We start from the raw sequence: 26,998 nt of genomic DNA, 5'->3' as shown, positions 1-26,998 counted from the left end.
CCCAGGCGGGTGCAAAGATCCACAGACGCGTTCCGCCCTAGTTGCGAAGCATATGACCGGCATTTCGCAACGCGCCTAGGAAGAGGCCGGCATGGTGAGTGACATCGATTTTGGCCTGCATTGACACCGGCATGTTGGTCCAATTCTCCAACGGTGCAATGAAGCGGGAGAAGGTACCGTCGACGACGCAGTAGCGGCTAATAAGGCCTTGTCTGTCCAACGCCAGCACACCAATCTGCCCACCTCGATATCGGATGGCTGCGAGCCGTTGGACCTCGGCGTCATCATCGATCCGCACATCGAAAAGCAGGTTTCCGCGGCTCCTCGCGGCTATCTCCGCCGCTTTGTCATTGAAGCTCAAGCAGAGTGAGCGGACGCTTTCCACTGCCATCTGGAAAACCAACAAATCCAGTTCATTCACGGCCATGTGGGCAGTTGAGCCAATAAATGGATGATTGCAATGTCGCACACGGCTTGTTCACAGGTGTCGGCGACTGATCGTTCGTGGCTTTCTGTCCGCTGCCGGCGATGGAATATTTGAAGGACGGCGGATCCCGTATTTCCTGTCGCGTTGGCAACCGCGGCGGCCACCTGCCGGGCGGCAGCGGCAGAGATAATGTCATAGACAGGTGGAAGCGTGGGCTTTCTGCCCTTCAATAGTTCCCTGACCCTACAGATTTGCACGCGCGGCCGCAGCTTGCCGCCCGCCTCAACGGATTCGGCTTCTCTGGCAGCACGTTCCATTGCTGCGGTCGCCTTGTTGAGCGTCACCAGAACGCCAAGCTTCGTGGCTGGCAAGATCGCCAACTCGCTCAAGCTCACGACCTCTATTCGATGGACGGGCACGGCCGCGCATCGCCGCGGCAGGGGACAACATCGTCGTGACCGACCCTCAAGACCTATATCGTGTCGGCGGGATCGTTCACCAGGAACGGCGAGATCGCCGTGGAGGGCAAGCCCTTCCACATCGTGGCCGTCGGCGGGAGCGGCAAGATCCACGATCAAGCAGCTGAGAAAGATCACGCATATAGCCACGATCCCGTGGTCCAGCCGATCTACATTTGAGGACGACCAGATCAAGCAGCGCGCCCTGTCGAATTTGGGTCCGGGATTGGCAGTTGGTCTATCCCTTCCTGACGATGGAACGCTCGATCCAGTCATGGCTTATAAGGCGGAGAGCGGCGACCAGAGCGCAGATGAGTACGCGCCTACTACGAGATCGGCTATCGCACCAATTCGAGCGGATCACGATCGATGGCGACACCGTGGCTTTCTTCGAGGGCGGGAAGCCGCTTGAGGCCTGCTACGCCGGCGAAGGCTGTGAAATCCTGACCTCGAAGAAAGGAAACCGCATGGGCGTCAAATTTCGCTTCGGCGTCGCCTTGGCCTCCTCACACTTGGTTGGCTGACTCAGCGGGCAACCCGGTCGAGAAAAGCGTCGAATGCGGCAGCGACAACGCGCATCGCAAAGCGATGCTGCCGCCGTACGCGGACAAAACCCTTTTCGATGTCCACAATCCCGTCCTTGGCAAGCATCGCCAAGCGTTCAGCTGAATCGAGAAAATGGATCGGATCAGATCCGTGGGCGGCACAGATTGCCGGCACATCGGCCTCGAGATCGCACATTAGTCGCTCGATGATTGCGGCTCGCGCGCGGTCTTCGTCGGTGAGACGGTAGCCCTTTGACGTCGCCAGACGGCCAGCTGCGATGTGACGGCAGTAGGAATCCCGTGTAACCTCGTTCTGGACGTAGCCCTCGCCGACACGCCCGATAGCCGACGCGCCGAAACCGATCAGGGTTTTGCAGGTGTCGGCCGAGTAGCCCAGCGAGTTGCGCCGCAGGCGACCGGTTTTCTGTGCCAGCGCGAGATCGTCGTCCGGCAAGGCGAAATGGTCGAGCCCGATCTCTCGGTAGCCGGCGGCAATCAGCGTCACGGCAATGGCCGCATCCTGTTCGGCGCGGGCAGCGCTGCCCGGAAGCGATGCCTCCTCGATGAGGCGCTGATTCTTAATAAAGGACGGAATGTGCGAGTAGCCGAACACCGCAAGCCGGTTGGGGCGCATGGCGACCGCCGCCCTCGTGGTCTCGACGCAAGACTGCACCGTTTGATGCGGGAGACCAAAGATGAGGTCGAAGTTGATGCTTGTCACTCCATGCCGACGCAGCATTTCGACGGCAGCCGCCGTCTGCGCCTCACTCTGGACCCGGTTGATCGCTTTTTGAACAATGGGATCGAAGCTCTGCACGCCGAGGCTCGCGCGGTTCACGCCGGCTGCTTGCAAGGCTTCGGCCATATCGGCCGTGAACGTGCGTGGATCGATCTCGACGGCGATCGTAGCTGTTTCCGCAAGCGCAAAGTGGCGGCGCAGGAATTCCGTCAGGGCGAGGAACTCAACTGGCCCCATGAGAGTTGGCGTTCCGCCGCCGAAATGCACATCGCTCACGGGCAGCGCCTGTGGCGCGTGCTCCGAGACCAAACGTATCTCGTCACGCAGCGCCGCCAGATACTTAACGATCGGCGCATCATGGCGGGTGATGGTGGTGGGGAAGCCGCAATACCAGCACTTTGATCGGCAGAACGGAACGTGCAAGTAGAGTGACGCCGGATCGTTAGCCGGTAGGTTCCTGAGCCATTCCTCATAAGCGTCGGCGCCGACCGCCCCAGAGAACTCCGCGACAGTCGGATAGATGGTGTACCAAGGCAGGCGGGCTTCGCGATGTTTTGTGGTCTGCAACAGTTACCGTCCCATGTTGTTGCCTTCCATCCTTACCACTGCGCTCTCCTGTGTCTTTGCGCTATATCAGTCCGGTCCGCTTTGGGCCCGATTATTTCGCAGCGATAGCCCCATTCAGCCTTGGCTGGACAGCGATGGTATGAGCACGCGCTGGTCAGGGACAAGCGCCATGGGTTTCCCGTCGAGACTTTCCCGCACACCGTTTGGTGTTACTATCCTATCCTATCCTATCCCCCTCCCTTCAGCGTCCGATGGAACGCAGCATGCCGCATCCGACCAGTCGATTCGGCGTTGGGACCAGACTTTTGCTCGCCGGCTGGTGCGTAAGACGGCGTCACGTAGCGATACCTGGCATCTCGATGAGTTCGTCGTATTAATTGCCGGCACGAGGCTTTGGCCGTGGCGCACCGTCTGTCAGAGCGGGAATTGTGCTCGAGGAGATCGTCCAGGTCCGCCCCTGCCAAGGCTGCAAGCTTGATGAACCAATTTAGAAAGTAGCGCTACGCCAGGCGCATGATCACCGACAAATCGCGCTCCTGTGGCCCGGCAAAGCGCCGGAGTGAAGCGCAACTCAAGCATCGCTCGCAACTGACAATCGAGCGAATTCGCATGTGCTTCCGTAAAAACAAAAATGGCCCGTGCACGGCTTCCGATTCAGAGAGGGGCTTACAACGGCTCGTCTCGACCTTCCCGCCTTTCGGAACCACTTTGTCCGGATTAGCTGGAAAGCTGGTGCACCTCGCCACCGCCGACGTGTGGCCCTTCGCCCTAACGAGGACGCTTACGCCTAGGCATGTCGGCATCAGTGGGGCATCTCGGCTGACGTACCGAGCGGTGCACTCGCATGATGTCAACAATGTCGAGGCTCAAAACAAACAAAAGCTATCGCCATTGAACGATACTGTCGCGAAGCGAACAGACGAACCATGTCCGAAACATTTGCTTTTCGTGCTCAGCTTGACCCTCAGAGCAAAAAAGGAAAACGCAAACCAAGGTCCGACGGCAAACTTGAGTGTCAATCGTAGCTTGGTCGTGAGGTTGGCACGTCATTTGCGGGGTGATTTTCGAAGCCGTTGTGACGGTACGCCCGCAGCTATCGGAGATAATCATGGCGATCGACTCGGAAGTGTTTGATTCCTCCCCGGGCATTTCAAGCAGGTGATATGAGAACAACAACTTATCGTGTTAAAGTATGATTCAGCTTCAGAGCCCCTGTTGTTGAATAATTATTATGATCCGTGTGTCACACTGCGATAGGCGCAGCGATGTGCATCGTTTTCGATTGTGGGGACAGGAAGGGCTGGCTCGTTCGTTGACGTCCCGTTCTTCAATATTTGAACGGAGATCAAGAATGAACATCAGGAGCCTCCTGCTCGGCTCAGCTGCGGCCCTGATCGCCGTTTCCTGTGCCCGAGCCGCCGACGCCATCGTCCTGGCCGAGCCTGAGCCCGTTGAATACGTCAAGATCTGCGACGTTTACGGCGCTGGTTACTACTACATCCCCGGCACCGAGACCTGCCTGCGCATCGGCGGCTATATCCGTTACGACATCGGCCTCGGCGATGTCGTATCGTATGACAAAGCTAGAACCACGGATGTGAAGACTGGCGCGGCCCAGGGCATATGGCAAAACCACACGCGTTTCACATTCAAAACTTGGACCGGGCAAGAGACCGAACTCGGTACATTGCAGACCTACATCGAGACCCGCATGAACTACGGCAAGCACACCGCCTATTCCGGTTCTGACAGTCCTCGATACTATGCCTTCAGCCAAGGCATCACGTTGACTTTCGCCTGGGTTCAGCTTGGTGGCCTCCGAGTTGGCAAGGACTGGTCCGCCTTCGACATGTTTATTGGCTACGCGGGCGACGTGCTCAATCAGATGCTTATCCCGTACGGCGCCTTCGATACTAATGTGGTTCAGTACTACTTTGACGCCGGTAACGGCTTTTCGGCTGTGGTTTCACTCGAAGAAGGCTCGGGCCTGGTCGGCACCATCGACAGCTACGTTCCGCACCTAGTCGGCGGAGTGAAATACACACAACACTGGGGCGCGATCACCGGCGTTGTCGCTTATGATAGCAACTACGAATCGGTCGCCGGCAAGGTCCGCATCGACGTCGATGTTACCGACCAACTCTCGCTATTCGGAATGTTCGGCTACGGCTCCAGCGGCAAGCTCAACGATGACGTCACTAACGCAATCGACGCTCATGGTCGCGGGTTCTACAAAAGTTGGGGCGGTAACTGGGCTTTCTGGGCCGGCGCCACTTACAAGCTCAATGAGACAACTTCGTTGAATCTTCAGCTCTCGGGTGATCAGCTCAGGAACTATGGAGTCGCTGCAAACGTTGCCTATGCGTTTCTTGCAGATTTCACAATTACAGCCGAACTCGACTATGACCGCTACGGCGACTTCGCCGTCGGCAAGGTCGACCCTTCCATTAGCTGGGCTAATGCCAACAAAAAGAGCAGTGTCGGCGGCATCCTCCGTTTCGAACGTTCATTCTAACGGGAGGAAGAGCTTCATCTCGGTGGCCTCAGGCGGCGAATGACGATTATGCGGGGGACCTGCCACGCCTGCGGCAGATAAGCCCTGACACGTTCGCAATCGGATACAGCTGCGATTAGGGCGCGGCCGATGCCCCGCTTGCCGGGATGTGACAGCTGGTAAAGCGTTGCGGCAGGTTTGCTGGCGGGCGCGTGATCGCCGAAGCAATCGCCGAACTCGCCCAGTATCCCAGCTTCGATAACGACTGAATCGGCGGCGACTCAATGCAACCTTGGCTTCCGGAGACCGCGCTGACCGCCGCCGGCCTGACCGCGCTCGCCGCGCAGGATGCTTCGGACAAGCAAATCACCTGCGTCAAGGCGCCCTTCAAGTCGCTGATCGACCATGTCTTTATCTCGCCCAATCTCGTGCCGTGCGACCACGATTTCACGATCCTCGCGCTCGACCGAACCATCGAGCGGTTCCAGGAAGTGTCGATCATCGCCCGGTCCTCTTGCGACTGGCCGGGCCTATCGGTGAGCGTTAGATCCAGAACGAGGTTACACGGGATTCCTACAGCCCGCACATCGCAGCTGGCCGCCTGGCAAAGTCAAAGGGCAACCGTCTCACCGACGAAGACCGCGGCGAGCCGCAATCATCGAGCGAGGACGAAATAGTGGACAGCGAAGGGTTTTATCCGCATGCGGCAGGAGGATCGCTTTGTGGTTAGCGCTATTGCTGCGTATTCGATGCTTTTCTCGACCGGGTTTGCCCGTAGGCACAGCCAAGCAGCGTGAGGGGAGGCCAAAGGGATAACCAATCGTCGCTAAACGGCATGCTCCAGCAAATAACGGCAAGGCGGTAGCGGCGCGCTTGAGCCCCGGTTGAAGTGCTTGGAGTTTTTCCGAATGGGCGAGCGTTGCGACTAATGAAGGCGTCACATCATTCGACGGTGACTGATTTTGCCAGGTTGCGTGGCTGGTCGAGATCTGTGCCCATGAAGAGCGCCGTGTGGTACGCAAGAAGCTGTATCGGCAGCGAGAAGATCATCGGCGCGATAATCTCGTCGGTGGCCGGCAGCACGATCGTGTGCATCGTATCGAGTTTCGATGCGGCTGCCCCTTTTCCATCGGTGATGAGGATAATGCGCCCTCCGCGGGCGGCCACTTCCTGCATGTTGGAGAGGGTCTTGTCGAAAAAGCGATCATGTGGCGCGATGACGATCACTGGCATGTTCTCGTCTATCAATGCGATAGGACCGTGCTTCAATTCACCCGCCGCATAGCCTTCGGCGTGGATGTAGGAAATCTCCTTGAGCTTCAGCGCACCCTCCATCGCCAGTGGGAAATTTGTGCCACGGCCGAGATAAAGGACATGATGACACTTTGACAGTTCGCGCGACAGAAGCTCAATCTCCGGCTGGATGCTGTCCAGTACCTGCCTCATGAGGCCCGGCATTTCGGCGAGGCTCTCGACGAGCGCCTGCACCTCATCTTCGGTCACGGTTCCGCGGGCCTTGGCTGCGTGGATGGCGAGTGCGGCAAGAGCGGCTAGCTGGCAGGTGAAGGCCTTGGTGGAGGCGACGCCGATCTCTGGGCCGGCAAGGATCGGAAAGACCACATCGGCCTCCCGAGCCATGGTCGATTCGCGCGCATTGACGACAGCGCCAATTTTCAGCCCAAGCTGCTTGCAGTACCTCAGCGATGCCAGCGTATCGGCGGTTTCGCCCGACTGTGAAATGAACAGAGCCGCAGACTGCGGCGACAACGGAATCTCGCGATAGCGGAATTCGGATGCAACATCTATTTCGACCGGCAGGCGCGCATAGCGCTCGAACCAGTATTTTCCGATCAGCCCGGCGAGATATGCGGTGCCGCAGGCAGAGATCGCCAAGCTCGGGATCTTGGCGAAGTCGATGCCAAAAACCGCATCGGCACCATTTTCGATGAAATTGATATAATGACCGAGCGCATCGGCGATGACCTCGGGCTGCTCGAGGATTTCCTTCTCCATGAAGTGGCGATGGCTGCCCTTGTTGGCCAGAGTGGCCACGGCCACGGAGGTCTGGCGCGGACGCGCGACGGGGTGGCCGTCGTAATCAAAGATATCAGCGCCCGTCCTGCCGACAACGGCCCAGTCACCGTCAATGAGATAGGTGATTTCATTCGTGAATGGAGCAAGCGCGATCGCGTCGGAGCCCAGGAACATCTCGCCGTCGCCGTGACCGATCGCCAGCGGTGGTCCATTGCGCGCCGCAATGATGGTCGACGGATCATCCTCAAAGAGGATGGCAAGCGCGTAGGCACCCCTGACGCTTTTCAGCATGGCATGCACCGCCTCACCACGCCTCATGCCCTCCCGGCGGTGCCTTGCCAAGAGATGCGCAAGGACCTCAGTGTCGGTGTCGGTCTGGAACTCGGCTCCCGTCGCCGCCAATTCGTCCTTCAGTTCGGCGAAATTCTCGATGATGCCGTTATGGACGACGGCCACACCATCCGTGAAGTGCGGGTGTGCATTGCGTTCCGTCGGTGGCCCATGGGTTGCCCAGCGGGTGTGGGCGATGCCGATGGTACCACCCAGCGGCTCTTCCTTGAGCCTCCTCTCGAGATTGACGAGCTTGCCCTCCGCGCGCCGGCGGTGCAAGGTGCCCTCGGTGATCGTCGCAATGCCGGCCGAGTCATAGCCGCGGTATTCCAGACGCTTCAATGCGTCGACCAGGCGTTCCGACACCGGCTGTTGCCCAACGATGCCAACAATTCCGCACATGTTCTTCTCCGAATTCTTCCCGGCAGCCTTAGCCGACGCAGACGAGGGACGCCGCCCGGCATGCGCTCAGTTAGATTCTTCTAATGGAATCCAGTCAGTTCGGTAAAATTGATTGTTGGGATAGCCATCATCCACGCCATGGATGAACTAAACCTCAGTCCAATGCGGGTGATGTGAACCGGGGCGTACGCTTCCGCCTTCAACGGGCTGCGCATATCATGGCCGGCGCCCTCACCTGCGTTAATAGCATGCAAGCCGGCCGGAGGAGACGGGGAATACTTGGGCCGAGTGCGAATGGGTAGTCCCAGCGCACTCTTTGATCTCGCCGTTCAATTGTGCGGACGCTGCTTCATGCATCATTCCTCGGTTTGCTTCTCCAGGCCGGACGCAATGACTCCTTTCGGCGACGAGAAGCAAACCCTCTTCCGATCCCTGGGGCCACGCACCACGTCTTGGCTATCCGCATGGGCCGTGCGGCAGGCCGAGAATCGGTCGCCACAGTACCGGCCCATTCAGACGTCCCCTCCAGCGGATGCGCAACAGGCTGGCGTGAGAGATCTCGAGAAACCCGGCCACCGCCTCCGTTTTGCCGACGGGCTGCGGCTTTCCGATACGCGACAATGGCCACGTTGCGAGGCGAAGGATCCGTTCCATACGCGTATCGGTCACCGTCACGATCCGGGTGAGATTGTTAGCCAAGCCGAATTCGATCATGCCGGCGAAGAGCTCGTAGGTTGCTTGGGCAAGGCCGCCTGCCGCCTTGGGCGTTGATGGGGGCAAATCGAGCGCGAAACGGCTGCTTTCCCATATGTCGGGACTCGCGGGCGCCACAGCTTCACCCAGCAGCGCCGGGAATGTGTCGCGCAACATGGTCGGCCCAGTGGTTGGCAAGAGGCGCACGCAGCCACGAATTCGCCAATCGGATCCCTTGAGCAGCAGATAGACAGGCTTCAAGTCGTCAAAGGTGTCTGTTTCCATTTCGCCTCCGGTCTGAACTTCCCAATCGAGCCTCTCCTTGAAAACCCGATATCTGAGCCCGTGCATCTCTTTGAGCTCGCCTGCGAATTCGCTGTAGAGGCCAGGTGTGATCAGCTGAATCATTCGTCGCCTCCGTGCGGGTTGTGTTCCCGCCATCGAAGGGCAAAGCGCACAGCGATGCAGCCTGTGGACGTTTACAGCTATCCTCGCGGAAGGATCCGGATCTCGCCTGACCGGAGGCAGCCAGCCTGGCAACCGCATGGATCGTCCGAACGCGAGCTTTGCTTGGCATTTTCCAGATGGAAGGCCCCCTTGCCCTTTGAGACCTGCTTTCCAAGGCGTATTCGCGCGTTTTATCCATGCCTTTATGGTCTTGGAGAGCGTGGCGGGCAGGCTACACAGTGGGTGGCCGAGAGGTCGGGAATCAGTTGGAATGGAGGAATTCGTCTCGCCAAAGAGGGGATCCTTTGCAATGCACTGCCTGCCCGACATTCCCGCTTCAACGTTACGCGCCACATACCGCCGAGTAACAGCCGGACCGGCGACGCCGGCTGTGCTGGTTGTTGGCCTGATCAGCGGCGGCACGGTGAATCTGAGCCACGTCGCCAGCCATTTCCACGGACCGGCGAGCGTAGCCTCCAACGATCGCCGGCGGCGACGCTTCTTCCAGTTTACCAGTTCGACGAGGACTGGCTGGCGTGTACGCTGGTGGCGCGGCTCAACCTACGCCCGCCCTTGCGGCTGTGCCTTGACTGCACCAATTGGAAGCAAGGACATAAGGTTCGCATCAAGGAGCGAGGCAATATGCATCGTCGTAACCTGATTAGAGCATTCATCGCGCTGGGCGTGTGCCCGATCTGCGCCCAGACCGCGCGTGCGGCCAGCGCCCATTGGGGATATGGCGGCTCGGTCGGGCCGGAGCATTGGGCCGATCTGGACACGAGAAATTTCGCCTGTTCGGCGGGCAGGCAGCAGTCACCCATCGACATCGCCGGCACGGTAAAGGCGGATATACCGCGCATCGACATCAGTTGGCTCAAGGGCGGCGGCAGGATGGTGAACAACGGCCACACCATTCAAATCAACATGCCGGAAGGCAGCACCTTGACCCGCGGGGATCGCGTCTACCAACTGGCACAGTTGCATTTCCACGCGCCGAGCGAGCATCACGTGGCGGGCATGAGCTTCCCGATGGAAGCGCATTTTGTCCATAAAGACACAAAGAGCGATACTCTGGGTGTGCTGAGCGCCCTTCTTACGCCTGGCGCGACAAATATCAGCTTTGCCGGTCTCGCCAAGGTCTTTCCGGCCCGGCCCGGCGAGGAGATGGCAGTTGACGAGTTCGATCCCAACGGGCTTTTGCCAGCCTCGCTCGGCTACTGGACCTATGAGGGATCATTAACGACTCCGCCCTGCACCGAAAACGTGGAGTGGATGGTTGCAATGGAACCGGTCGAGGTCGACACCGCAGACATCAAGCGGTTTACGACGCTTTACGCATCTAACGCGCGGTCGATCCGTCCCTCCAATCGGCGCTTCATCCTAGGCCTCAGCTAAGGTCATCGCGCGCGTCAAGCAAAACCGCGGTAACAATCGGGGGGTTTCAAACAGTACGACGCCACCATGGTGGCGCTGGCATCACGATAATGCCCTAGGGTTCACAACAGCATGACCGGATCATGGGAACTTGTGGGCCGCTTGCTTGCGGAGAACTGGGTCGCGTCACCGACACCCGTACACTCCGGCCTGGATCTGCTTGATCAGGGATTGATAAATTCGACGCGTCGCTCCCGTGCTGCGAGAACCCTCCTTATACTGGACCAATTAAAATCTCCAAAAGTGGCAGTTTAGTTTGGACCAGTGAACTGCAATATTGGCTTGCAGTCAGGGAAGCGATCGTGACTGGTCGCGCCGGTCATGGATTGCTTGCGCTCGAACTGATGGAGTTGCCTGGATGTTTGAGGGTCCCATCATCGACGGTCGAATTAAGAATATTGCATCGGGATTTAGAGCCGTGAGCGTCTACGTCGATGCCACTTCAGCTGGAGAAGGACGTTTCGATCCCCGATTGCTTGGTGAAGCCTGCGATTGCGCGTTGGCGGATGGCCCGGCTTGGGCAGAAGCTCATCTGGCGAGTTGGTCCGACGCCTACGTCGTCTTTGGCGCGAAGCCTAACCGTACGCCGTGCTCAGCCCAGGCCCTCAGAAAGCGGGTTCTGAAAGACGGCACTCTTTCGACGATCAACCCGATCGTCGATCTCTACAACGCCATCAGCCTGAAATACGCAGTCCCGGTGGGTGGAGAGAATTTTGACGCCTATGTCGGAAGACCCCACCTGACGATCGCTGACGGGAGTGAGACGTTCGACACCATGATGAATGGAGAGGCGGTCAACGATCCTCCCTTGCCCGGTGAGGTCATCTGGCGCGACGACATTGGCGTCACCTGCCGACGCTGGAACTGGCGACAGGGCACTCGAACCCGCCTGAAGACCCTAACAGGCCGGATGTGGTTCGTACTGGAGGCGTTGGAGACCATGCCGGACGATGCATTGGCAGAGGCGACGGATGCCATGGTCGGAGGGCTGAATGCCTTGATGCCTGGCTGCAAAATCGCGAGCCAAGAAATTGCCATCGCCGGATGAGGTTTCCGGTCGAGCGAGCGGATCGCTGGCCGCCCGGGGCATCCGGCGTGATCGATCCGATCGAGATTATCAAGGGCTGAGAGAATGAATGTCGATCTCCATCAGTTGCTCATCGTCTTTGCTGCATATGTCATTGCCGCGGGGAGCCCCGGCCCGAGCAACATGCGCATTATGGGGGTTGCGATGGCGCGCGGCAGAGGTGCTGCGCTCATGCTTGCCTCCGGCGTCGTCAGCGGCTCGATCTTTTGGGGTTTTATGGCCTCCACCGGCATCTCCGCCCTGTTGGCCAGGTACGCCCAGGCACTGCTCGTTCTGCAGGTTTTCGGGGGGCTTTACCTGCTATTCCTCGCCTTCAGGGCGGGACGGTCGGCGCTTACGTCGGACGAGAAGCTGGCGGTGCGCGCATCGACCGACCAAGTCGCTCTTTCGCGGGGTGAGCTCTATAGGAAGGGCCTCTTGATGCATTTGGCGAACCCAAAATCCGTGCTGGCATGGATCGCGCTCGTCACGCTGGGGATCGGCCCGAATTCATCGTGGCAAAGCATCGCGGCGATATTGGGTGGCTGCGCCATCCTAAGTGTCACGATATTCTGCGGCTACGCCATTGTCTTCTCCACACCGCCTATGGTGGCTCTATATCGCCGCTGCCGCCGCTGGATCGAAAGTCTGTTGGCGATGTTCTTCGCGTTCGCCGGGCTGCGTATGCTGCTTTCCCGTATGTAGTTTCGAAAGGAATGGATGATGACTTTGTTTCGCGGCCTGTCGGCGTTCCCCCTTACGCCAACCGATGCGGAAGGGCATGTCGACACCGAGGGTCTGGCTCGTTTTCTCGAGCGTATTCAACGCGCCGGAGCGGACTCCATCGGCCTTCTGGGGAGCACGGGCGGTTATGCTTACCTCACCAGGGAAGAACGCAAGCGTGCCGTTCAGGCTGCCGTGGAATGCATCGGCGGCAAAACGCCTCTTGTCGTGGGTGTGGGTGCATTGCGTACCGATGAAGCTCAGGCTTTGGCGCGCGATGCCAAATCCGCTGGCGCTGACGGCCTGCTCCTGGCACCCATGTCCTACGTTCCCCTGAACGAGGACGAAGTCTTCCAGCACTTCGTCGCGGTGGCCGAGGCGGGGGAATTGCCTTTGTGCATATATAACAATCCAAGCACCACGCGCTTCACATTCAGCGACGCATTGATCGCCCGGCTGTCGGAGGTGTCCAACATCGTCGCGGTGAAAATGCCTCTGGCGGCAAATGACGATTACGCGGGGGAACTGGCACGTTTGCGGTCGATGACGCCTGACACGTTCACAATCGGATACAGCGGCGATTGGGGCGCGGCGGATGCCCTGCTTGCCGGATGTGACACCTGGTACAGCGTTGCGGCAGGTCTGCTGCCGGTCCCGGCGCTTGCGCTGACGCGTGCAGCGCAGTCCGGCGACGCGGTGGAGTCCAGTCGGTTGAACCGCGCTTTCGGGCCGCTCTGGACCTTGTTCAAACACTACGGCAGCTTCCGCGTTATGTTCGTCATCGCCGACTACCTCGGTCTGGCGCACGTCCAGCCACCGCGCCCTATTTTGCCGTTGCCGGAGGACGCCGGAGATGACATTAGGCAGGCATTGGAGAAGCTCGAATAGCCTAGCACAGGGCATGCCCAGTGCCACTGCTAGTTAGGCACCCGGCGCGCGGGCGTTCCGCGCACCGTTCGAGATGGAAGTTAGGCGGCGCAGAATTGGATCGGGTTGGTCGCGCTTTGGCTTTGCGGTCTCTTCGGTGGTGAAATGGTCGCAACGTTATCGTGCTCCGGTAGCGCCGGGAAGATGGGCGGCCATCGCAAACGCGTTCTGCAGCCGCATCGAACTTTCATCCGCGACCAAACGACCGGAAGTAGAATTTCGAGCTGATCGTAGGCCGCTCGCTGCCTGAAGAGGGTGCTCCGCGCTACATCGGTTTCGTCTATGGCTATGATCGCGAGCCGCAACGGCGCATTCTCGACCATCTCAAGAAGCAGCCCGTCCAAGCCAATCAGGATATCACCCTCATCACCGACGGTGGGGAAGAATCGCCGACTGGTTCCATATCACCGTGCGCATCAGGGTCCTTCGGCAGTTCGTGCAAGGGCTCGAAAACCAGGACGAGCAGACCGGACAGGACCTGCTCGAAACTCTGCGCAGGATCAAATGGCATCTCTGGCATGTTGACGTCTATCGGGCCCGTCACGAAATCGCCGACCTGCAATTCGACGCGGAAGGTCTCGAAACAGGCTAGCCGAACATGCGCAAGTTCCTGACCGCCATCGGCGAGTTCACCAGGCCTACATCGCCTCCGACAGTGCCAGCCTGATTAATTACGGCGAGCGTTAGCGGTCCGGAGATCGCATCTCTTCGGCCCTCGTCAAGGCCACCGTCAACGCCGTTCCAAGCGGGTCGCCAACAAGCGGCAGATGCAGTGGAGCAGGATCGGCGCACATCTTCTGCTGCAAACCCGCACGCAGATCCTCGATGACCGTCCCGACGCGCTTGGCGTGCAGCCCCTCACCTCGCCCGCGCCCCGCGGTGGTTCTTGCCAAGAGACGCTCGCTCGCATCTAACGAAAACCGCCGCTGCATTTAGCTGCATCCATTGTTCGGATGCGTGCGATCCAAACAATCAATTTGTTCAATCAGCTTCTTGAAAGCTAACCCTTGTTTGGTGGAACATGGGCTCTGGTCGTCGACGCTGGCTTAATGCAGGGGCTGCACGCAGGAGATACAATGCACAGAGATCGCAAGCGGGTTAGCGGCATAATGGCTGGCCGACCGGTGTCATCCCCAGGCTGCTGCAGCGTGCGGCTTGTCTGTCCCTCCATGATCTCTCGGAAGACAGTTCCGAATACTGCGACCGGTTGCCCGCCTTGTGTGTCGCCTCGATCTCATAACCGATGGTGAGCTGCTCAATGGGCTATCCTTCACCGGATAAGAGATGAAGTGCGAACGCTCCTCGGGGATCATGCCGATCGTACGTACGTCCTGCTTACTCTGGTCAGGCATAGAGCGCAATTTGTTGGCCCAGCTATGAAACTCTTGCCGGAAGTTAGCTCTGCCGCGTGCGTGATGGCTTGAGCGGACTGACGCAACGAAGGCTCACGAGTATTCGGTTCCTGCCGTCATTATGACGAGACTCAACGGTACCTTCAACATCGGCGTGGTTCGACTCGCCGCGCGAAAACAGGCAAATCTCGATTGAATCCGTCACGCGGTGTCAGCCTGGCATTGGTGCCTTCCCTTCTCAACAACTATCAAATCAGCATTCACGGATAGCCCAGTTTCTCACGTGCCGTAACGCCGTGCCTTCAGTTTCCACGTTCGCGTCGAGCTCGCGAGTGGCCAGAGTTCGGAGAACGGTCGAAGTCTAATCGCCGCGAAATTCAACGGAGGGTCAGCGGGGCCACGGGGGCAAAGTGCGACGGTGTCTAAGCCGTCTTTATGAGGGGAGAGGTACACATGGTTTTCCTGTTCCAGCAGCATCCGGCCGCACACCGAAGCAATGAGGAGCTAGAATTCAGATCGGACTTTCGCAAGGCGCGCACCGCGCATCAAACGCCGTTTCGTTGTGAAAAAAGGCTCAGTACCGACAACGTTTTTGTAATCGCCCTGGCGGCCTCGTTTGCGCTCTTGTTCGGGATACAGAGGCAGGACCCACAGGTCGACGAGGCGGTCCTAAGTGAACTGCGAACGATTCAGATCAACTACGCATTGCTCCAGCGCGATGTCGCCCGCGCTCGAACCGACATGGTATTGGACTTCCGCCCCGTTGATTCTACCCTCCAAGCATTGCAAAGGAACGTTACAAACTTGCAACGCCTTGCCGAGATTTCGCCCGATGAGAGCTCCGGAGCGCACTCCAGGTTGCTTGCACAGCTCAAAAAGTCCGTCGAGAACACGGAGGCTGCCATCTCGGCAGCGGCTGCGCAAAATGAGCTTCTGCAAAGCTCTCTCGTACGGTTTGCTCGCTCGGTTAATCGCCTTGAGGGGGCGCCGTCCAACAGGCTTGAACTCTCCAATTTGATCCTTCAGTTTTCGGCCAGACTACCGGGATTCAGCCTCGCATCACAGATCGATCAGTCTCTCAGCCGACTTCCTCCGAGCCAGGACCAAGCCACCCACGATGTTGTCCGCAACGGCCGCGTTATCCTGTCCGCGTTGTCGAGAGTGGACCGCGCAGCCGATCGGATCGCATCCTTTAACACGTTCGCCAAGGCCGCCGAACTGGAGCGCGAATATCTGAAAGACTACAGCTTGGCCAGCGCGCAAGCGCAGCGCACACGACTTTTCTTTGGCTCGGTGTCCATATGCCTCTGCTTGTTTGCGATCATTCGGGCCTTCAGGCTGCATGTGTGGACGAACCGGTTGGAAAGGCGGCTGGAGCTTGAAGAGGCAATGCGTGAGATCGAAGCTCGCTTCAACGAAAGTAAAGCAAAGAACGCGTCGCCGCGCTTTTCAACGGAAGCAGCGCTTAGACTTGTTCAACGCGCTTTCGACGCGGATCACTGCGCGCTTGCTCAGGTGGATCCGAGTCTCAGCAGGCATACCGAGTGCTTTGTGACGAACACGTGCATGCGTGTCTGGAACGTCGCGCTTCTTGATGAAGTCGTTTCACTTGTCCGCGCCGGACGGCCAGTGTTTCGCGTCGTTCCGGCGGCGGAAATGGTTCGCACCGCCCTAGACACTTCCGGTGTTTGTCAAATTGTTGCTTGCAGGGCCTCCGATCAGCAGGCTGTGGTTTGCATCCTTGTTTTTGAACGAGATCGCTCACTCCCCTCAGCAGGCGACCTGTGGGTTCTTGCCAGTGCCATTGTGCGTTTGAGCAACCATCTTGAAATGCAACGTGTAAATGCCGAACGCGACCTTCTGGTGAGTCGATGGGAGCAGGTGGAAAGGCTGAGGACCGTCGGCACGATCGCAAGCGGCGCCACACATGAGTTCAACAATATTTTAGGCGCAATAATCGGATATTCAGAAATTGCCCAAGGTCTGGTGCGTCGCCCCTCCAGAATACGGAACCACATCGACCAAATCATCTTAGCTGGACACCGCGCCAAGCTGATCGTTGACCAGATCTTGTCACTCAGCCGAAACCGCAAGCGCGTTGCAGTGCCTTTCAACGTCTCCGAAATTGTCATGGATCTTGCGCCATTGCTGCGGGTTACAGTTCGTGCGGGTGTTCAGTTGAACTTCAGGATCAACGAGTGGCAAACGGTGGTCGAGGGCAGCCCAACCGAGATGCAGCAGATTCTCATGAACCTGTGCAAGAACGCGTCGGAGGCTGTCTTGAACGAGGGCCGCGTCGAGGTTAGCGTTTCTCGCGCCCAGGTGTGCCAAACCAAGCCGCTGGCTCAGGGCACCTTGAGACCTGGAGATTACGTTCTCCTCTCCATCAGCGACGATGGCCCAGGAATCGCAAGTTCGATACTTCCGCATGTCTTTGAGCCCTTTTTTACCACGCGCTCTCTCGTCGGCGGGACCGGGCTGGGTCTTGCTGCAGTTGACAGGCACGTGAGCGCGCTCGCAGGATACCTAGACGTCACCTCGGTTGTTGGCCGAGGTACGCGCTTTGATATCTACTTGCCAGCCTCCGAGGAGGAGCCAGTCAGCGCTGACGTCACTTTCGGCCCATACAGCGGATCACCGGCCAACGGCGGAATCATTGCAGTCGTGGAGCCCGATCCAGCAGAGTTGGAGATTCACAAGGACAATATCGCCGCGCTGGGTTATGAGCCGATCGGCTTCGCGACCTTCGAAAGTCTTTGCGGCTGGATCGAGAGCGGGAAGGCAGCTGACCTGCTGATTTTGGCGAAGACGCCTTTCCTCGAGCGAGGACGGGCAGAGTCCGTATGCCCGGCCATCATGACGGTGCCTTTCATAGTCATCGGTGACATCGACCCCACGCCGGTCACATCTGACAATCAGGCCTTCGTCCTTCGGCTAGCGAGACCGGTCTCGTCCAGGACAATAGAGCATGCGATTCGTATAATGATGATGGCGTGATGCCGCCGACTCGCTCATTCTATGCAAGTGTGAGAAGGCCTGGCAAAAGACATCGAAGCAGAACAAAACGACGCGTCGCATCACAATGGACTTATCGATCCCGAGACGTTGTTCTAGCCTTAGTGCTTGTTAAGGAGGTCGGCTACTGTCTCTCCCCGTCGCCGGGCATCGGCGGCGAGCCATACCTCTCCCACCTCGTACAGGTCACCTTGGGTGTGGAACGGCACAATGACGTCAACGGCAGCCGACAGCATGTCAAGAAGCGTTCGATCTTCCACAGCTGCTCCTTGCGGGCTGCTCTTGACGAGGGAAAAGAGCTTTTTGAAGCCCTGGACCGGATCAGCCCCATGGATCGTTGATATTGATCCCGCATGGCCGGAGACGACTTCGCTAAGGTAGGCCCATGCAGCATCATCGCGCATCTCGCCGAGCAATATTCGGTCAGGGCGCATGCGCAAGCTCGCTTGCAGCAGTTGCTCGGCTGTCACCGCACCTACGCCGGCTCGGTCCTTCGGATAGAGTAACCGGACATGGTTCTCGTGCGGGATTACAAGCTCCAGCGTGTCCTCGATACTTATCAGTCTCTCTTGCGGGGGTATAGCGTTGATCAAAGTCTTGCTCATTGTCGTTTTGCCGCTTCCAGTAGGTCCGCAAAGCAGCATCGTGAGCCGTCCCGAAACACACGCTTGCAAAAACTTCTCCAAGTCACCATCGTCGTATTGCTGAAGAATAGTTTGGTCCTGCCGCTCTTGGCGCTGTTTTCGTGACCGCCATTGATTCCAGCGTGAGTATTCGTAGCGAGAAGAAACTTCCTTCAGTTCGGTCACACGACTTGAAGGACGCCGTATCGTCAGGCTTACTGTTCCTGAGGGAACAGCGGGCGGCAAACAGATCTGCAGCCGCTCTCCGTTCGGCAGCTCAGTCGCACAGAGGGGGCTTTGCGGTCCGACATCTTGCTTGCGCAGCGCTCCAGCGAGAATCGCGATGTCCTCCAGATCGTTATAACCTAGTGGTAGCGGATGTTTCGTGAAGACGCCGGCTTGTCGCACAAACGCTTCCCCAGGCCGGTTGATAGCGACCTCTTCGGTCCTCGGCTCCTCAAGCCATTTCAGAACGGGGTCGAGAAGCAAACGCAATTGAGGGTCAGCCTCCGATCGCATTGTTGTCTCTCCGGCGTTGGCGATGTTGGGGGGCTGGCGCCACGACGGTTGCCGTGAGACCGTATACATCCGAGAAATCGAGGTCGCGAGCCACAAAGATGGATACAGCATCTCCCTGGTTTTTCTTCAGGGTTGGCGGGATGTTGACCGTCGCTCTCAGTGTCGTCTCGACGGCTTGTCCGCCATTGCTCTGGAAGCTGTTGATGCCGCTTCCTCCGCCAGAGCTCGCCGCGTATTGACCGGCCGCCTGGAACGCGCCTTGAAGGACGCTCATCAGCATTGCTCCGCCAAAGCGTTCCCGGAAGTGATTATCCACCGTGCCAGGCACTCCGGAGCGGCCGAGCTCGTCAGCGCCCGGCGATGCTATCGAAACGAGGGCATGGTCAGGTGTTTCGATGCGCGTCCACAGCACGAAGACACGCGCATCCCCCTGTTCGAGACCATGCTGGATCTCGCCAATCACGGTCGTCCCACGATCCAAGAGCACGACATTGTTGGTGGCGCCGCGGACGTCTTTAGGTAAGACGCACTTCACATAACCGGGTAAATTTGTGTCGACTGCCGTTTGCAAAAGGCAAGGAATGATCGTTCCCTGAGTAATCACGAGATCAGGGTGCGGCAAAAGTGTGGCCCGGCTCGGCTCCTGTATGTCTGGCTTCAATCGGCCCGACAGGTCGCCACCGATCGAAATCTCATCCGCGGTCGCGGGAGCATCCTTGTGGTCGTCTTCGCTCCGCTGAGCCACGTCGGGCTTTTGACTGCTGCTGCTGTAGGCGAAAATTGGTGACTCCTCGGGCGGCGGTTCAGCTGCCGCGGGTTGCGGCGTGGATGGCGCAGGATCTGCCGCCTGCGCCGCCTTTGCGGGTGCTGGAGGTTCGGGAGCAAGCTCAATAGGCACGGGGCGGAACGGCTCGGCGTTCGGGGAAATTGGCGGGTTTGGCTGAGATGGTTCGTCTTGTGTGCTGGGACGACTTCCGAGCCAGATGAGCGACAGAGATGAGATGAGAACAAGACCGGCGACGGCCAATTTCTGTGATCCCGAAACATGCCGGCGGGCCGGCTCCGAGACCAACGATCCGGATGCATTTACATCGTGTCCCGACTGTGGGCCGGTTTCATTCATCGGCCCGAGCCTTTCAAAACGCGCCACACGTCGGGTCTCACTGTACCGGTCCCCGGCGCTTGTCCAACAGGATCATATGCCCTGTTGAAAATCGACAATACCGTATTGCCATCTCTCAGACGCCATTCCCGGGCGACTGCGGATACTTCAACATAGTCGCCTTTGACTGTGAAGTTGGCAGCGGCTTCCTTGCCGTCGGGATTGATAATGTAGAGGGAGGGTATACGGGAATTGCTTGCGAAGCCAAATACGGTGGTAAAGCCATTGTCGAAAACCTGCAGCGGCGCCAGCGATCGATCGCCCTTTGCGACGTAGTGAAAATTGCTTTCGTCGGAACTGGCAGTTGTACCGGGCCGATTCAACAAATCCTGAACCCTCTGTTCCTGCAGCACCTTTGCCCGGGCCTGACCAAGAATCGAGCGCTTTTCTGCTGCCTGTCTCAAAGCAGCGGCCTCATCACCGGGATAGGTGAACTGCACACTGTAGTATAAGTCAGGTTGCTGCTCATCTAGTTTTGGCATCGCTCTCGTTGAAATGCTGAAGACATATCTGCGGGTACCGGACTCACTGTCGGCCAGAACGACGACCGGCTGCGGCGGCAGGATCCGGCTGGCCTTGAAGAACAGGTAGTTGGCGCGTGGGAGCGCAGCCAAGTCTTTGCTATTGGAAACGGCCACGGCTGCGACGGTCTCGTTGGCCGCGAATGTGACGACCAGCGTTGCCCCCACCGCGGTCGACAGGCGCACCACTTCGTCGGGACGGTAAGCCAAGTAGCGCATCCGCGCATCATGCTTGCCGGCAAGCGGGGTGTCTTCCGCGGAAGCCTCCAGCGTTAAGAGTAGTGAACAGGCCAGGGCGAGAAACGCTCTTTTTGTCATGGCTGCACGTCACCCAGGTTCGACACGCTATCTTCCGAGGTTTGATAGGAAGTGACGAGTAGACCTCCCGGATTGGTGAGCCTTGATTGGGCAGGCAGATCTGTCAGGCGCTCGTAGCGGATGGTTGCTGTCCAGGTGGTCACCAGCGGCATCTGCCCATCGATGGAAAGGGTGCGTTTGTATCGGATCTGTTGAACGTCCGGACTGATGTCGTTTGAGGAAATATGCCCGACTTCGAGCTTGCCGAGCTTGCCGACTGTGACTTGCGGCGAGGTGGGATTCGGATAATTGAAGAAATCTTGATATTGCTGCCGCACAGCCGGTGCGCTGAAACTGGATACGAGGTCATAGCCGTATTGGGCGGAATCGGCTGTGTAGCTCTCGCGCAGGCGTACATATTCCCACAGCGAAGCATTTATGACGGCTCGCTCTTGGGTTGCCGGCAGTCGAGAGACTGACACTTCGCTGTCAACTGTTCCATCCGGGCGTACCCAGAGGAACACAGGTACGAGCTTGGCCAACGGGACCATGGCAGCGATGGTAAATGCCTGCGCAACATTTCCTAGGACCGCCGCTGCCGCAAAGGCTATGAGGGCCTTTGACAGGCGCCGCGCAGACTTCGCTCGTGAAGTTTGAAACGCTTCCACCTTCTTATAGTGGGCGGCTAGCGTTTCTCTCTCCACCAGAAGGGCATGTTCAGGAAATTTCACTTGGGCTCTTTCGCACATTCGACTTGAAGATCTTCAGGGGAGGTTTCCCATTGTCCCACGTTCAGTTGGAATGGCGAACCCGTGCAGGTCGCAAGCTTATCGGTTGTCTTGCAGGCCGCCAAAGCCAGTATTGACAAAAGTAGATAGTATTTCATGTTGAGGTACCGCGCTTGTCGATTGATTAACCACCTGCCGTTTTGGCAATGCGGCGATTGAGGCTGCTAAGAGATTGGTTCGCACCTGCCCAAGAACCGCCGGCTATGCTGCTGGCGATCGTCGGAAGCGCGACGATCAAAGCGTCACCAGCTAGGAAAAGCATATCGAGCTCGTAAAGCCCGATGATCTTGGCTGCTGTCGTACCCTTGTATTTGATCACCGCAAGCATGACTCCCAGCGCGACTGATTCGGCCGCGATAACTATCGTTGCAACGATGTTGAGGAGGACAAGCAGCAGCCCGTATGAGAGCAGTTGGCCGATCCATCTGGTAGCCATGTCTCGAGTGTGATCAAAAAGATAGCCTACAAGAACGAGGGGGCCGATCGCCAGGAGCACCTTCGTCAGAATTCCAACGGCATCATAGATCTCGAACGCTGTCCAGAGCGAGCCGTACAAAATCCATTGCGCTCCCTGGAAGGCAAGTATGTCCTGCTGATTCATTGGCCCAATTTCGGAAGCAATCCGCTGAAAGGCACTCTGACTTGCAGCGAACATTACGTCGAGCTTCTGGGGGATACCGATGAAGGGCAAGGTGCTTCCGCTGATCTGGTGGGCAAGCTTTGGAATCGTGTCGTCGAAGACCGATTCAATGTACAGCTGATAGTTGGCCTGCCCTAAGATGAGGGCGACGACAATCGATACCGTGACTACGCGCGAGATACCTCCGCGCGCGTCGACTTGACCGCGCATGACCAGAAAGCCTTGGATTATGATCCAGAGCGTGACGCACGCAACCAGAGGCGCACTGACCGCCTCTTGGACGTTTCCAATCACTTTGTGCAGCCCCACCGTAAAGGCCCCATGAAAGATCGCGTGTATGGCCGTGAATGGCGCAGGAATTCTGAAAACCATTGCGTGAACCTTATTTGCCCCTGATCAGCGCAGATGAGCCGGATGAACTAAGCGTCGCTACTCAAACATTCTGGCGGTGTCCTGGCGTTCGCGACGCTGCATCGCGGCCTCCTCTGCGGCGTGAAGGCTCGCTTGTGCAGTGGCCATCGTCAGCAGACTCGTGGCCTGGACATTTTGGATAATCGCATCATGAATCTGCTTGAGGACCAGACCGTTGGTGACGGTGGCCTGCACAATATTTCCCGAGCGGGAAAGCTGACCAAGCGTGTTGTCATTGGCCTTAAGGCGCTTGTCCATTACGCCCAGAGTGTCGGCTGCAAGAGCTGCGGCATTGATGGCACCAGCGATTTGTCCCTGTAACAGTTTCGCTTCCGAATCCGTGCCGTCGACTTTCCGGTTTGGGTTGTCCGCAATTGCACGCGCTTTAATCGAAGTTGGCGCCTGACCCTCAAACATCTGCCTCTCAAGCTGATTGCCCGACGGGTAGTGATTTCCTTGGTTCAGTGAACTTAGCAGCCCCGTGACACCGAATGACGAACTTAGTATCTCCACCATTTCCATCGTGGAAGCGAGCGTCTGGGCTGACTTTATCAGGATCTGCGCGGTGGAAACCGCTGTTAAGCCCGCTTGTGTTACTACCGCCGGGTCGATGACGACAAATTGCGACCGGGCCTGTCCGCTAAGTAGAAAGGAAGCGGCAAGCGTCGTTGCTGCAAGCGTGGGAAATCTCATGAATATTCCTCCGTCAGTCTTGAATTTCGTGGTAACGAGTCATGAACTTGTTGAGCCACGCACTTGGGGCATCTCCGTGCTGGTCACGAAGCTGGTCGACAAAGCGCACGGTGTTGGCCCGCCCCGAGAGTACGGCTACATACTCGCGCATCTGGCCAAGATCGAATTCGCAAACAACACTCCCGCTCTCGCGCTTGAGCAAAAACTTGCGGCTGCCAATTGCCATTCCCTGGCGGATTGCCTCGAACTCCTGCGTGGTGCACTTCAAGCCATCGACATACGCGGCCCGGTCGGCCGTCGGTGATGGGTAGAAGATCTTGGTCATGCATTGTGCAACGAGACTGGCTCCGAGGGGCGATTCAAGCACGTGTTCAGGCTGCTGCGTTGCGAGTATCAACATGCCGTTGTTCTTGCGGACGGTGAGCAGGAACTTGTCGATAACAGCCGAGAACTGCGGGTTGAGCAGATAGAAGCGAAATTCGTCGCAGCTCATGACGAACCGACGGCCATCGACAACAGCGCCCACGCGGTGAAGAAGATATGCGGCGGCCGGCGCACAAACCTCCTCAAATTCCAGGAGCTGCGTCATGTCGAAGCCGGTAATGGAGGCATCCAGCCTGACTTCGTCCTCATCGCCGTCAAAGGCCCATCCAAGCGCATTCCCTCTACACCACCGCTGCAGCCGTGCTCCCGCGCCCTCCGAGGGGCTGTGCAGCAGGAATTCGCGCAGGCCCGCAAGTGAGCGCATGGCGGGTTCGAACGAAAGTTGACGAAGAATGCCACGTTCCAGTCGACGGCTTTCCTCCGGCGAGATCGGACCACGGCCGTCACTCTCGATGAGGGCCATCAGCCATTCGCGCAGAAAGTCCAACGAGGCGGAGGTGTTGTCCAGTCCGCGCAGAGGGGCCAAGCCGCTCGGAGCGCCTCTGCGCAACGCAAGGTATGTCCCTCCCGTGGCTCGCACCAGCAGTTCACCACCCCGGTCTTTATCGAAAAAGACGATGGCACCATTGCGATCGACCACGCTTTGCTCAAGCATCGCGAGGATAAAGGTCATCAGCGTCGTCTTGCCTTTGCCGACGGGTCCGAATATCGCCGTCATGCCGACGTCATTCTCATGGGGGATGTAGTCGAAAGACGTTCCACCGTTTGTGCGAAAGCGCGCAACAGCTTTGCCCCAGTGGCCGGAGCTGGAACCGCTGGGGAAGTTCTCAAATGAGACAAGCCCGGCAAAATTGTACGAGGTGATCGCCCCGGGGCGCGTGCGCCACCTGTTGTTCCCCGGGAGTTGGGACCAGTACGCGGCCTCCATGCCGATACCCTCTTGGACGATAACGGCGCCTGTGTCGGCCAGCCTTGCGCGCGCATTTGCTGCGCGATCTGCAAGGCTATTGAGGCTGTCGCCATAGACGCACAGGCTCAGATGATGCGAACCCATGACGAACTCGTTGCTTGCCAGTGCGTCCTCTGCCTCGGCAAGTTCATTGATCTGGGTGAGAGCCTTGTCGCCGGCGCTCGTCATCTGGCTGGATTTAAGGCTAAGCTTCGCATGAGCTTGTGGCCGAGTGAGGAAGGAAAAGCTCTGGCTCAGGACAAGCGGGAAGTTGGCGGACAGTAAGGGATTTAGCATGCCTGGCCGCGTCGTCGCCGGATATTCACGGAACGAAAACAATGATCCCACGGAGCTATCCCCGGGTCTTCGAATCTCAAGCGCCCGCTTCCCGCAGATGACCCGATCAGTGTAGATCGAGGCGCCAAGCGAGCCGGTAACCATCGGAACCGGAAGAAACCGGCAAGTCATTATCAACCGAAGCGCCTCACCAATTTCCGTGAAGAGCACGTTGCCTTTCTCGCGAATACCCAACCGGCGCAGACCGTAACCGCCGAGTGAGCCAGCAATGATCTGCCAGAGGTCCTCCAGGCTTCGCATTTGTGTGGCCAGATCGTTGTCATTCCGTCTGGGGGATTTGGCAATGCGCCAGCCTATCTTGCCGATTGCGGTGCGGGGGGACACGACGATAGTGAGGAAGTGATCGTTGCGAAAGAGCTTGCCCGACAGCACATGGCGCTCATAGGCCTCGCTCAGACTGCCAGCAAATGCACTTTGAAACTGGCGCGATGCCGGCTCCGGCACATCGTTATTGCGCACAAGATGAGCGTATAGCGTGACATTGTCATCCGCGATGTTGCGCAAGAGAGTGTTGAACGCGCGGCAGCGCGAATTGCGCATCTCTGCGTCTTCCAAATCAAAGGGCAGGCCGTTCACGTGTGCCATGGCCATGATCGATCCGTCTTCCAGCAGGACAACCTGATCGCTGAGATGACCGACATACGGAAGATAGATCTCGCCAGATCTCTCGGTCCGGCCACTGGCGCCAAACATTACACCATTCCTCTTCCGCGTTTCGGCACTCTGATCGGATTGGCGCTGACGCTCGCGCCACCCCAGACCGGCCCGTCCACGCTTCTGCCGGCAGTCTGCAAATAGAGGAGCGCGACGCTTGCGGCGTTATAGTCACGCTCAACCACCAGCCGTGCCCCGAACCAGAGTGGCACGAGCACGATTTCATAAAGTGGGTTTTGAAGGACAATGATGACGAGACCAGCCAACATCATCAGCAATCCGGCCAGCGTCAGCGGCACCCCCAGAAACAGTGCGGGGCGTGTCGCCGCCACATAGAGGGTGCTCACTTCCAACCGGTCGCTCATCAGCCACCGCCTATGAGCGCCTTGCCCAGGAAGCTGGCGCCGAACATGATGACGATCCCTCCAACGACACCCGCAACCAAGCCAAGTGAAGCACGACCGAACATCCAAGAGATGCCGATGGCCACGAGTCCGAGCACGGCCAGTGATTGTCCGAAGGGGCCAAGTATGAAGGTGCAGATATTCTGGACCATCTTGGCGGGATCCGTCCCTCCGGTCACCTGAGCCGAGGCTGGCCCGATGGAGAAGACCGTCCACGCGGCGCCTGCAGCAGCGGCCGGTACATATTCAGCCGCCGTGCGCAGCATGGAAAAAGGCGAAGGAACACGCGTTTTAAGCGCACGAAGTATTTTGAGTGGCGTCATCATTGTATCTCCATGGTTCAATCGAATACGAGTTTGTTCGGGTTCGAGGATTCCCGCTCTTCCGCAGCCTGGCTGCCTGTCGGACCGGAGGGATCGGCCCCGGAGCGGTTTGACTCATACGAGCCCCAGATGTCCCAAGAATTTCGTTTGGGCTGCTTTCCATTGGCCTGTTGGCTCTGTTGGAGCAGAGGCGGCACGGCTTTCCGACCGGGTGCCTCAAGGTGTGGCGCATCTTGAGCGGTCGGCTCCAGGGTTGGCTCGGGGTGACTCGAGATGTCCTTTGCGGCTGACTCGACCTTGCGTACATAACCGTTGGTGAAGCCACGCGTGACGTCGCCCGTGTTGTAGGCCGAGATGGCACGGCGAAGCGCCAGTTGCTGCGCCGGAGCAGTCGTGCCGCCGGCATACCGGCTTTCAAGCAAGTGGGCGGCGGCCGATAGCGAGGCGCAGGGCTCGAAAGCCTTTTCCGGCGTGAGATTGAGGAAGGAAAAGTTCTTGCTGTTTATCTGCATCAATCCGACATCGACAGAATGTTGTGCTTCGAGGCGGTTCTTGATGCCCCGCGTCGCTTCCAGGCGGTCTATCCAGCGAAGCTGCTCACCTGTGGTGTTGTCATGAGC

At 58.3% G+C, this 26,998-nt stretch carries 25 protein-coding genes and 1 pseudogene; 10 read left to right on the top strand and 16 right to left on the bottom strand.

The features are described 5' to 3' along the window. Positions 1-37 precede the first annotated feature (37 nt). Together CN311_RS06035 and CN311_RS32180 are read right to left on the bottom strand one after the other, a co-directional pair. Positions 38-427: a hypothetical protein gene (locus CN311_RS06035; protein WP_165779609.1), complete on the bottom strand. Its 390-nt coding sequence runs from the start codon at positions 425-427 to the stop codon at positions 38-40. Continuing rightward, the gene (locus CN311_RS32180; protein WP_133117144.1) at positions 418-816 is read right to left on the bottom strand and encodes a hypothetical protein; all 399 of its coding nucleotides are present in this window, start codon (positions 814-816) and stop codon (positions 418-420) included. The genes CN311_RS06035 and CN311_RS32180 overlap by 10 nt, the downstream gene beginning before the upstream one ends. Positions 817-906: 90 nt before the next feature. Here CN311_RS32180 and CN311_RS32485 point away from each other — a divergent pair, with 90 nt between their 5' ends. Continuing rightward, a complete protein-coding gene (locus CN311_RS32485; RefSeq protein WP_165779608.1) occupies positions 907-1,065 on the top strand; it encodes a hypothetical protein in 159 nt (52 codons plus the stop codon). Between the two features lie 53 nt (positions 1,066-1,118). Next, positions 1,119-1,409, top strand: coding sequence for a ZinT/AdcA family metal-binding protein (locus tag CN311_RS06030; RefSeq protein WP_097572444.1), 291 nt, complete (start codon positions 1,119-1,121; stop codon positions 1,407-1,409). Between the two features lies 1 nt (position 1,410). On the opposite strand, the gene hemN is transcribed toward CN311_RS06030, so the two are convergent. Then, complete coding sequence (gene hemN / locus CN311_RS06025) at positions 1,411-2,736, bottom strand: oxygen-independent coproporphyrinogen III oxidase (RefSeq protein ID WP_097572443.1); 1,326 nt, start codon at positions 2,734-2,736, stop codon at positions 1,411-1,413. A 1,351-nt stretch (positions 2,737-4,087) separates the two neighbouring features. Here hemN and CN311_RS06020 point away from each other — a divergent pair. Both CN311_RS06020 and CN311_RS32480 read left to right on the top strand, forming a co-directional pair. After that, positions 4,088-5,251, top strand: a complete 1,164-nt coding sequence (locus tag CN311_RS06020; protein WP_165779607.1) for a porin — start codon at positions 4,088-4,090, stop codon at positions 5,249-5,251. Positions 5,252-5,514: 263 nt separating this feature from the next. Beyond that, positions 5,515-5,907, top strand: coding sequence for a hypothetical protein (locus CN311_RS32480; RefSeq protein ID WP_165779606.1), 393 nt, complete (start codon positions 5,515-5,517; stop codon positions 5,905-5,907). Between the two features lie 265 nt (positions 5,908-6,172). Here the strand turns inward: CN311_RS32480 and glmS are convergent, their stop codons facing one another. Next, positions 6,173-7,996: a glutamine--fructose-6-phosphate transaminase (isomerizing) gene (gene glmS / locus CN311_RS06005; protein ID WP_097572441.1), complete on the bottom strand. Its 1,824-nt coding sequence runs from the start codon at positions 7,994-7,996 to the stop codon at positions 6,173-6,175. A gap of 456 nt (positions 7,997-8,452) precedes the next feature. Then, positions 8,453-9,097 carry an acyl-homoserine-lactone synthase gene (locus CN311_RS06000; RefSeq protein ID WP_006329186.1) on the bottom strand — a complete coding sequence of 215 codons (645 nt, stop codon included), beginning with the start codon at positions 9,095-9,097 and terminating at the stop codon, positions 8,453-8,455. A 681-nt stretch (positions 9,098-9,778) separates the two neighbouring features. Here CN311_RS06000 and CN311_RS05995 point away from each other — a divergent pair. From CN311_RS05995 to CN311_RS05970, 6 genes and pseudogenes are all read left to right on the top strand, one after another. Further along, positions 9,779-10,531, top strand: coding sequence for a carbonic anhydrase (locus tag CN311_RS05995; RefSeq protein WP_027056310.1), 753 nt, complete (start codon positions 9,779-9,781; stop codon positions 10,529-10,531). A gap of 397 nt (positions 10,532-10,928) precedes the next feature. Continuing rightward, a complete protein-coding gene (locus tag CN311_RS05990; RefSeq protein ID WP_097572440.1) occupies positions 10,929-11,618 on the top strand; it encodes a B3/B4 domain-containing protein in 690 nt (229 codons plus the stop codon). Positions 11,619-11,702: 84 nt separating this feature from the next. Then, entirely contained in the window at positions 11,703-12,341 is a 639-nt protein-coding gene (locus CN311_RS05985) for a LysE family translocator (protein ID WP_027056312.1), read from the top strand. 18 nt (positions 12,342-12,359) lie between these two features. Then, positions 12,360-13,247 (top strand): dihydrodipicolinate synthase family protein, encoded by an 888-nt coding sequence (locus CN311_RS05980; protein WP_027056313.1) that lies wholly within the window; start codon positions 12,360-12,362, stop codon positions 13,245-13,247. A gap of 254 nt (positions 13,248-13,501) precedes the next feature. Further along, a pseudogene (locus CN311_RS05975) lies at positions 13,502-14,113 on the top strand (ISKra4 family transposase); the annotation flags it as partial. A gap of 978 nt (positions 14,114-15,091) precedes the next feature. Continuing rightward, complete coding sequence (locus tag CN311_RS05970) at positions 15,092-17,635, top strand: two-component system VirA-like sensor kinase (RefSeq protein ID WP_097572474.1); 2,544 nt, start codon at positions 15,092-15,094, stop codon at positions 17,633-17,635. Between the two features lie 119 nt (positions 17,636-17,754). Here CN311_RS05970 and virB11 read toward each other — a convergent pair whose 3' ends face one another. The 11 genes from virB11 to CN311_RS05915 form a co-directional block, all read right to left on the bottom strand. After that, positions 17,755-18,795, bottom strand: a complete 1,041-nt coding sequence (gene virB11, locus CN311_RS05965) for a P-type DNA transfer ATPase VirB11 (protein ID WP_027056317.1) — start codon at positions 18,793-18,795, stop codon at positions 17,755-17,757. After that, complete coding sequence (gene virB10 / locus CN311_RS05960) at positions 18,779-19,918, bottom strand: type IV secretion system protein VirB10 (RefSeq protein ID WP_027056318.1); 1,140 nt, start codon at positions 19,916-19,918, stop codon at positions 18,779-18,781. The genes virB11 and virB10 overlap by 17 nt, the downstream gene beginning before the upstream one ends. Continuing rightward, a complete protein-coding gene (locus CN311_RS05955; RefSeq protein ID WP_027056319.1) occupies positions 19,915-20,796 on the bottom strand; it encodes a TrbG/VirB9 family P-type conjugative transfer protein in 882 nt (293 codons plus the stop codon). The genes virB10 and CN311_RS05955 overlap by 4 nt, the downstream gene beginning before the upstream one ends. Next, entirely contained in the window at positions 20,793-21,506 is a 714-nt protein-coding gene (locus CN311_RS05950) for a type IV secretion system protein VirB8 (protein WP_027033433.1), read from the bottom strand. The genes CN311_RS05955 and CN311_RS05950 overlap by 4 nt, the downstream gene beginning before the upstream one ends. Beyond that, entirely contained in the window at positions 21,503-21,661 is a 159-nt protein-coding gene (locus tag CN311_RS05945) for a type IV secretion system lipoprotein VirB7 (RefSeq protein ID WP_080680416.1), read from the bottom strand. Before CN311_RS05945 ends, CN311_RS05950 begins: the two co-directional genes overlap by 4 nt. A gap of 26 nt (positions 21,662-21,687) precedes the next feature. Then, complete coding sequence (locus tag CN311_RS05940; RefSeq protein WP_027056320.1) at positions 21,688-22,575, bottom strand: type IV secretion system protein; 888 nt, start codon at positions 22,573-22,575, stop codon at positions 21,688-21,690. Between the two features lie 57 nt (positions 22,576-22,632). Further along, positions 22,633-23,307: a TrbJ/VirB5 family protein gene (locus tag CN311_RS05935; RefSeq protein WP_027056321.1), complete on the bottom strand. Its 675-nt coding sequence runs from the start codon at positions 23,305-23,307 to the stop codon at positions 22,633-22,635. 13 nt (positions 23,308-23,320) lie between these two features. Then, a complete protein-coding gene (virB4, locus tag CN311_RS05930; RefSeq protein WP_027056322.1) occupies positions 23,321-25,690 on the bottom strand; it encodes a type IV secretion/conjugal transfer ATPase VirB4 in 2,370 nt (789 codons plus the stop codon). Continuing rightward, entirely contained in the window at positions 25,690-26,016 is a 327-nt protein-coding gene (locus CN311_RS05925; RefSeq protein WP_019856520.1) for a type IV secretion system protein VirB3, read from the bottom strand. The genes virB4 and CN311_RS05925 overlap by 1 nt, the downstream gene beginning before the upstream one ends. Beyond that, positions 26,016-26,321, bottom strand: coding sequence for a pilin major subunit VirB2 (gene virB2, locus CN311_RS05920; protein ID WP_245436993.1), 306 nt, complete (start codon positions 26,319-26,321; stop codon positions 26,016-26,018). Before virB2 ends, CN311_RS05925 begins: the two co-directional genes overlap by 1 nt. 74 nt (positions 26,322-26,395) lie before the next feature. After that, positions 26,396-26,998: transglycosylase SLT domain-containing protein (locus CN311_RS05915; RefSeq protein WP_097572438.1), on the bottom strand; the 603-nt coding region annotated here is incomplete at its 5' end.

Origin of the sequence: Mesorhizobium sanjuanii, assembly GCF_002529485.1 — a bacterium.
In the GTDB taxonomy this organism is placed as follows: Bacteria; Pseudomonadota; Alphaproteobacteria; order Rhizobiales; family Rhizobiaceae; genus Mesorhizobium; species Mesorhizobium sanjuanii.
Note: the sequence above shows the minus strand (reverse complement) of the source record. Positions and strands in the feature narration are given on the sequence as shown.

What these genes read in the sequence shown, in the direction of transcription:
- virB4 (WP_027056322.1), bottom strand. Translation starts at nt 25,690, where the DNA reads ATGTTTGGCGCCAGTGGCCGGACCGAGAGATCTGGCGAGATCTATCTT.
- CN311_RS05990 (WP_097572440.1), top strand. Translation starts at nt 10,929, where the DNA reads ATGTTTGAGGGTCCCATCATCGACGGTCGAATTAAGAATATTGCATCG.
- CN311_RS05925 (WP_019856520.1), bottom strand. Translation starts at nt 26,016, where the DNA reads ATGAGCGACCGGTTGGAAGTGAGCACCCTCTATGTGGCGGCGACACGC.
- CN311_RS06000 (WP_006329186.1), bottom strand. Translation starts at nt 9,097, where the DNA reads ATGATTCAGCTGATCACACCTGGCCTCTACAGCGAATTCGCAGGCGAG.
- virB11 (WP_027056317.1), bottom strand. Translation starts at nt 18,795, where the DNA reads ATGCGATCGGAGGCTGACCCTCAATTGCGTTTGCTTCTCGACCCCGTT.
- CN311_RS05980 (WP_027056313.1), top strand. Translation starts at nt 12,360, where the DNA reads ATGACTTTGTTTCGCGGCCTGTCGGCGTTCCCCCTTACGCCAACCGAT.
- virB10 (WP_027056318.1), bottom strand. Translation starts at nt 19,918, where the DNA reads ATGAATGAAACCGGCCCACAGTCGGGACACGATGTAAATGCATCCGGA.
- CN311_RS05995 (WP_027056310.1), top strand. Translation starts at nt 9,779, where the DNA reads ATGCATCGTCGTAACCTGATTAGAGCATTCATCGCGCTGGGCGTGTGC.
- virB2 (WP_245436993.1), bottom strand. Translation starts at nt 26,321, where the DNA reads ATGCTGCGCACGGCGGCTGAATATGTACCGGCCGCTGCTGCAGGCGCC.
- glmS (WP_097572441.1), bottom strand. Translation starts at nt 7,996, where the DNA reads ATGTGCGGAATTGTTGGCATCGTTGGGCAACAGCCGGTGTCGGAACGC.
- CN311_RS05985 (WP_027056312.1), top strand. Translation starts at nt 11,703, where the DNA reads ATGAATGTCGATCTCCATCAGTTGCTCATCGTCTTTGCTGCATATGTC.
- CN311_RS05955 (WP_027056319.1), bottom strand. Translation starts at nt 20,796, where the DNA reads ATGACAAAAAGAGCGTTTCTCGCCCTGGCCTGTTCACTACTCTTAACG.
- CN311_RS05970 (WP_097572474.1), top strand. Translation starts at nt 15,092, where the DNA reads ATGGTTTTCCTGTTCCAGCAGCATCCGGCCGCACACCGAAGCAATGAG.
- CN311_RS05935 (WP_027056321.1), bottom strand. Translation starts at nt 23,307, where the DNA reads ATGAGATTTCCCACGCTTGCAGCAACGACGCTTGCCGCTTCCTTTCTA.
- CN311_RS05940 (WP_027056320.1), bottom strand. Translation starts at nt 22,575, where the DNA reads ATGGTTTTCAGAATTCCTGCGCCATTCACGGCCATACACGCGATCTTT.
- CN311_RS06020 (WP_165779607.1), top strand. Translation starts at nt 4,088, where the DNA reads ATGAACATCAGGAGCCTCCTGCTCGGCTCAGCTGCGGCCCTGATCGCC.
- CN311_RS06035 (WP_165779609.1), bottom strand. Translation starts at nt 427, where the DNA reads ATGGCCGTGAATGAACTGGATTTGTTGGTTTTCCAGATGGCAGTGGAA.
- CN311_RS32480 (WP_165779606.1), top strand. Translation starts at nt 5,515, where the DNA reads ATGCAACCTTGGCTTCCGGAGACCGCGCTGACCGCCGCCGGCCTGACC.
- CN311_RS05945 (WP_080680416.1), bottom strand. Translation starts at nt 21,661, where the DNA reads ATGAAATACTATCTACTTTTGTCAATACTGGCTTTGGCGGCCTGCAAG.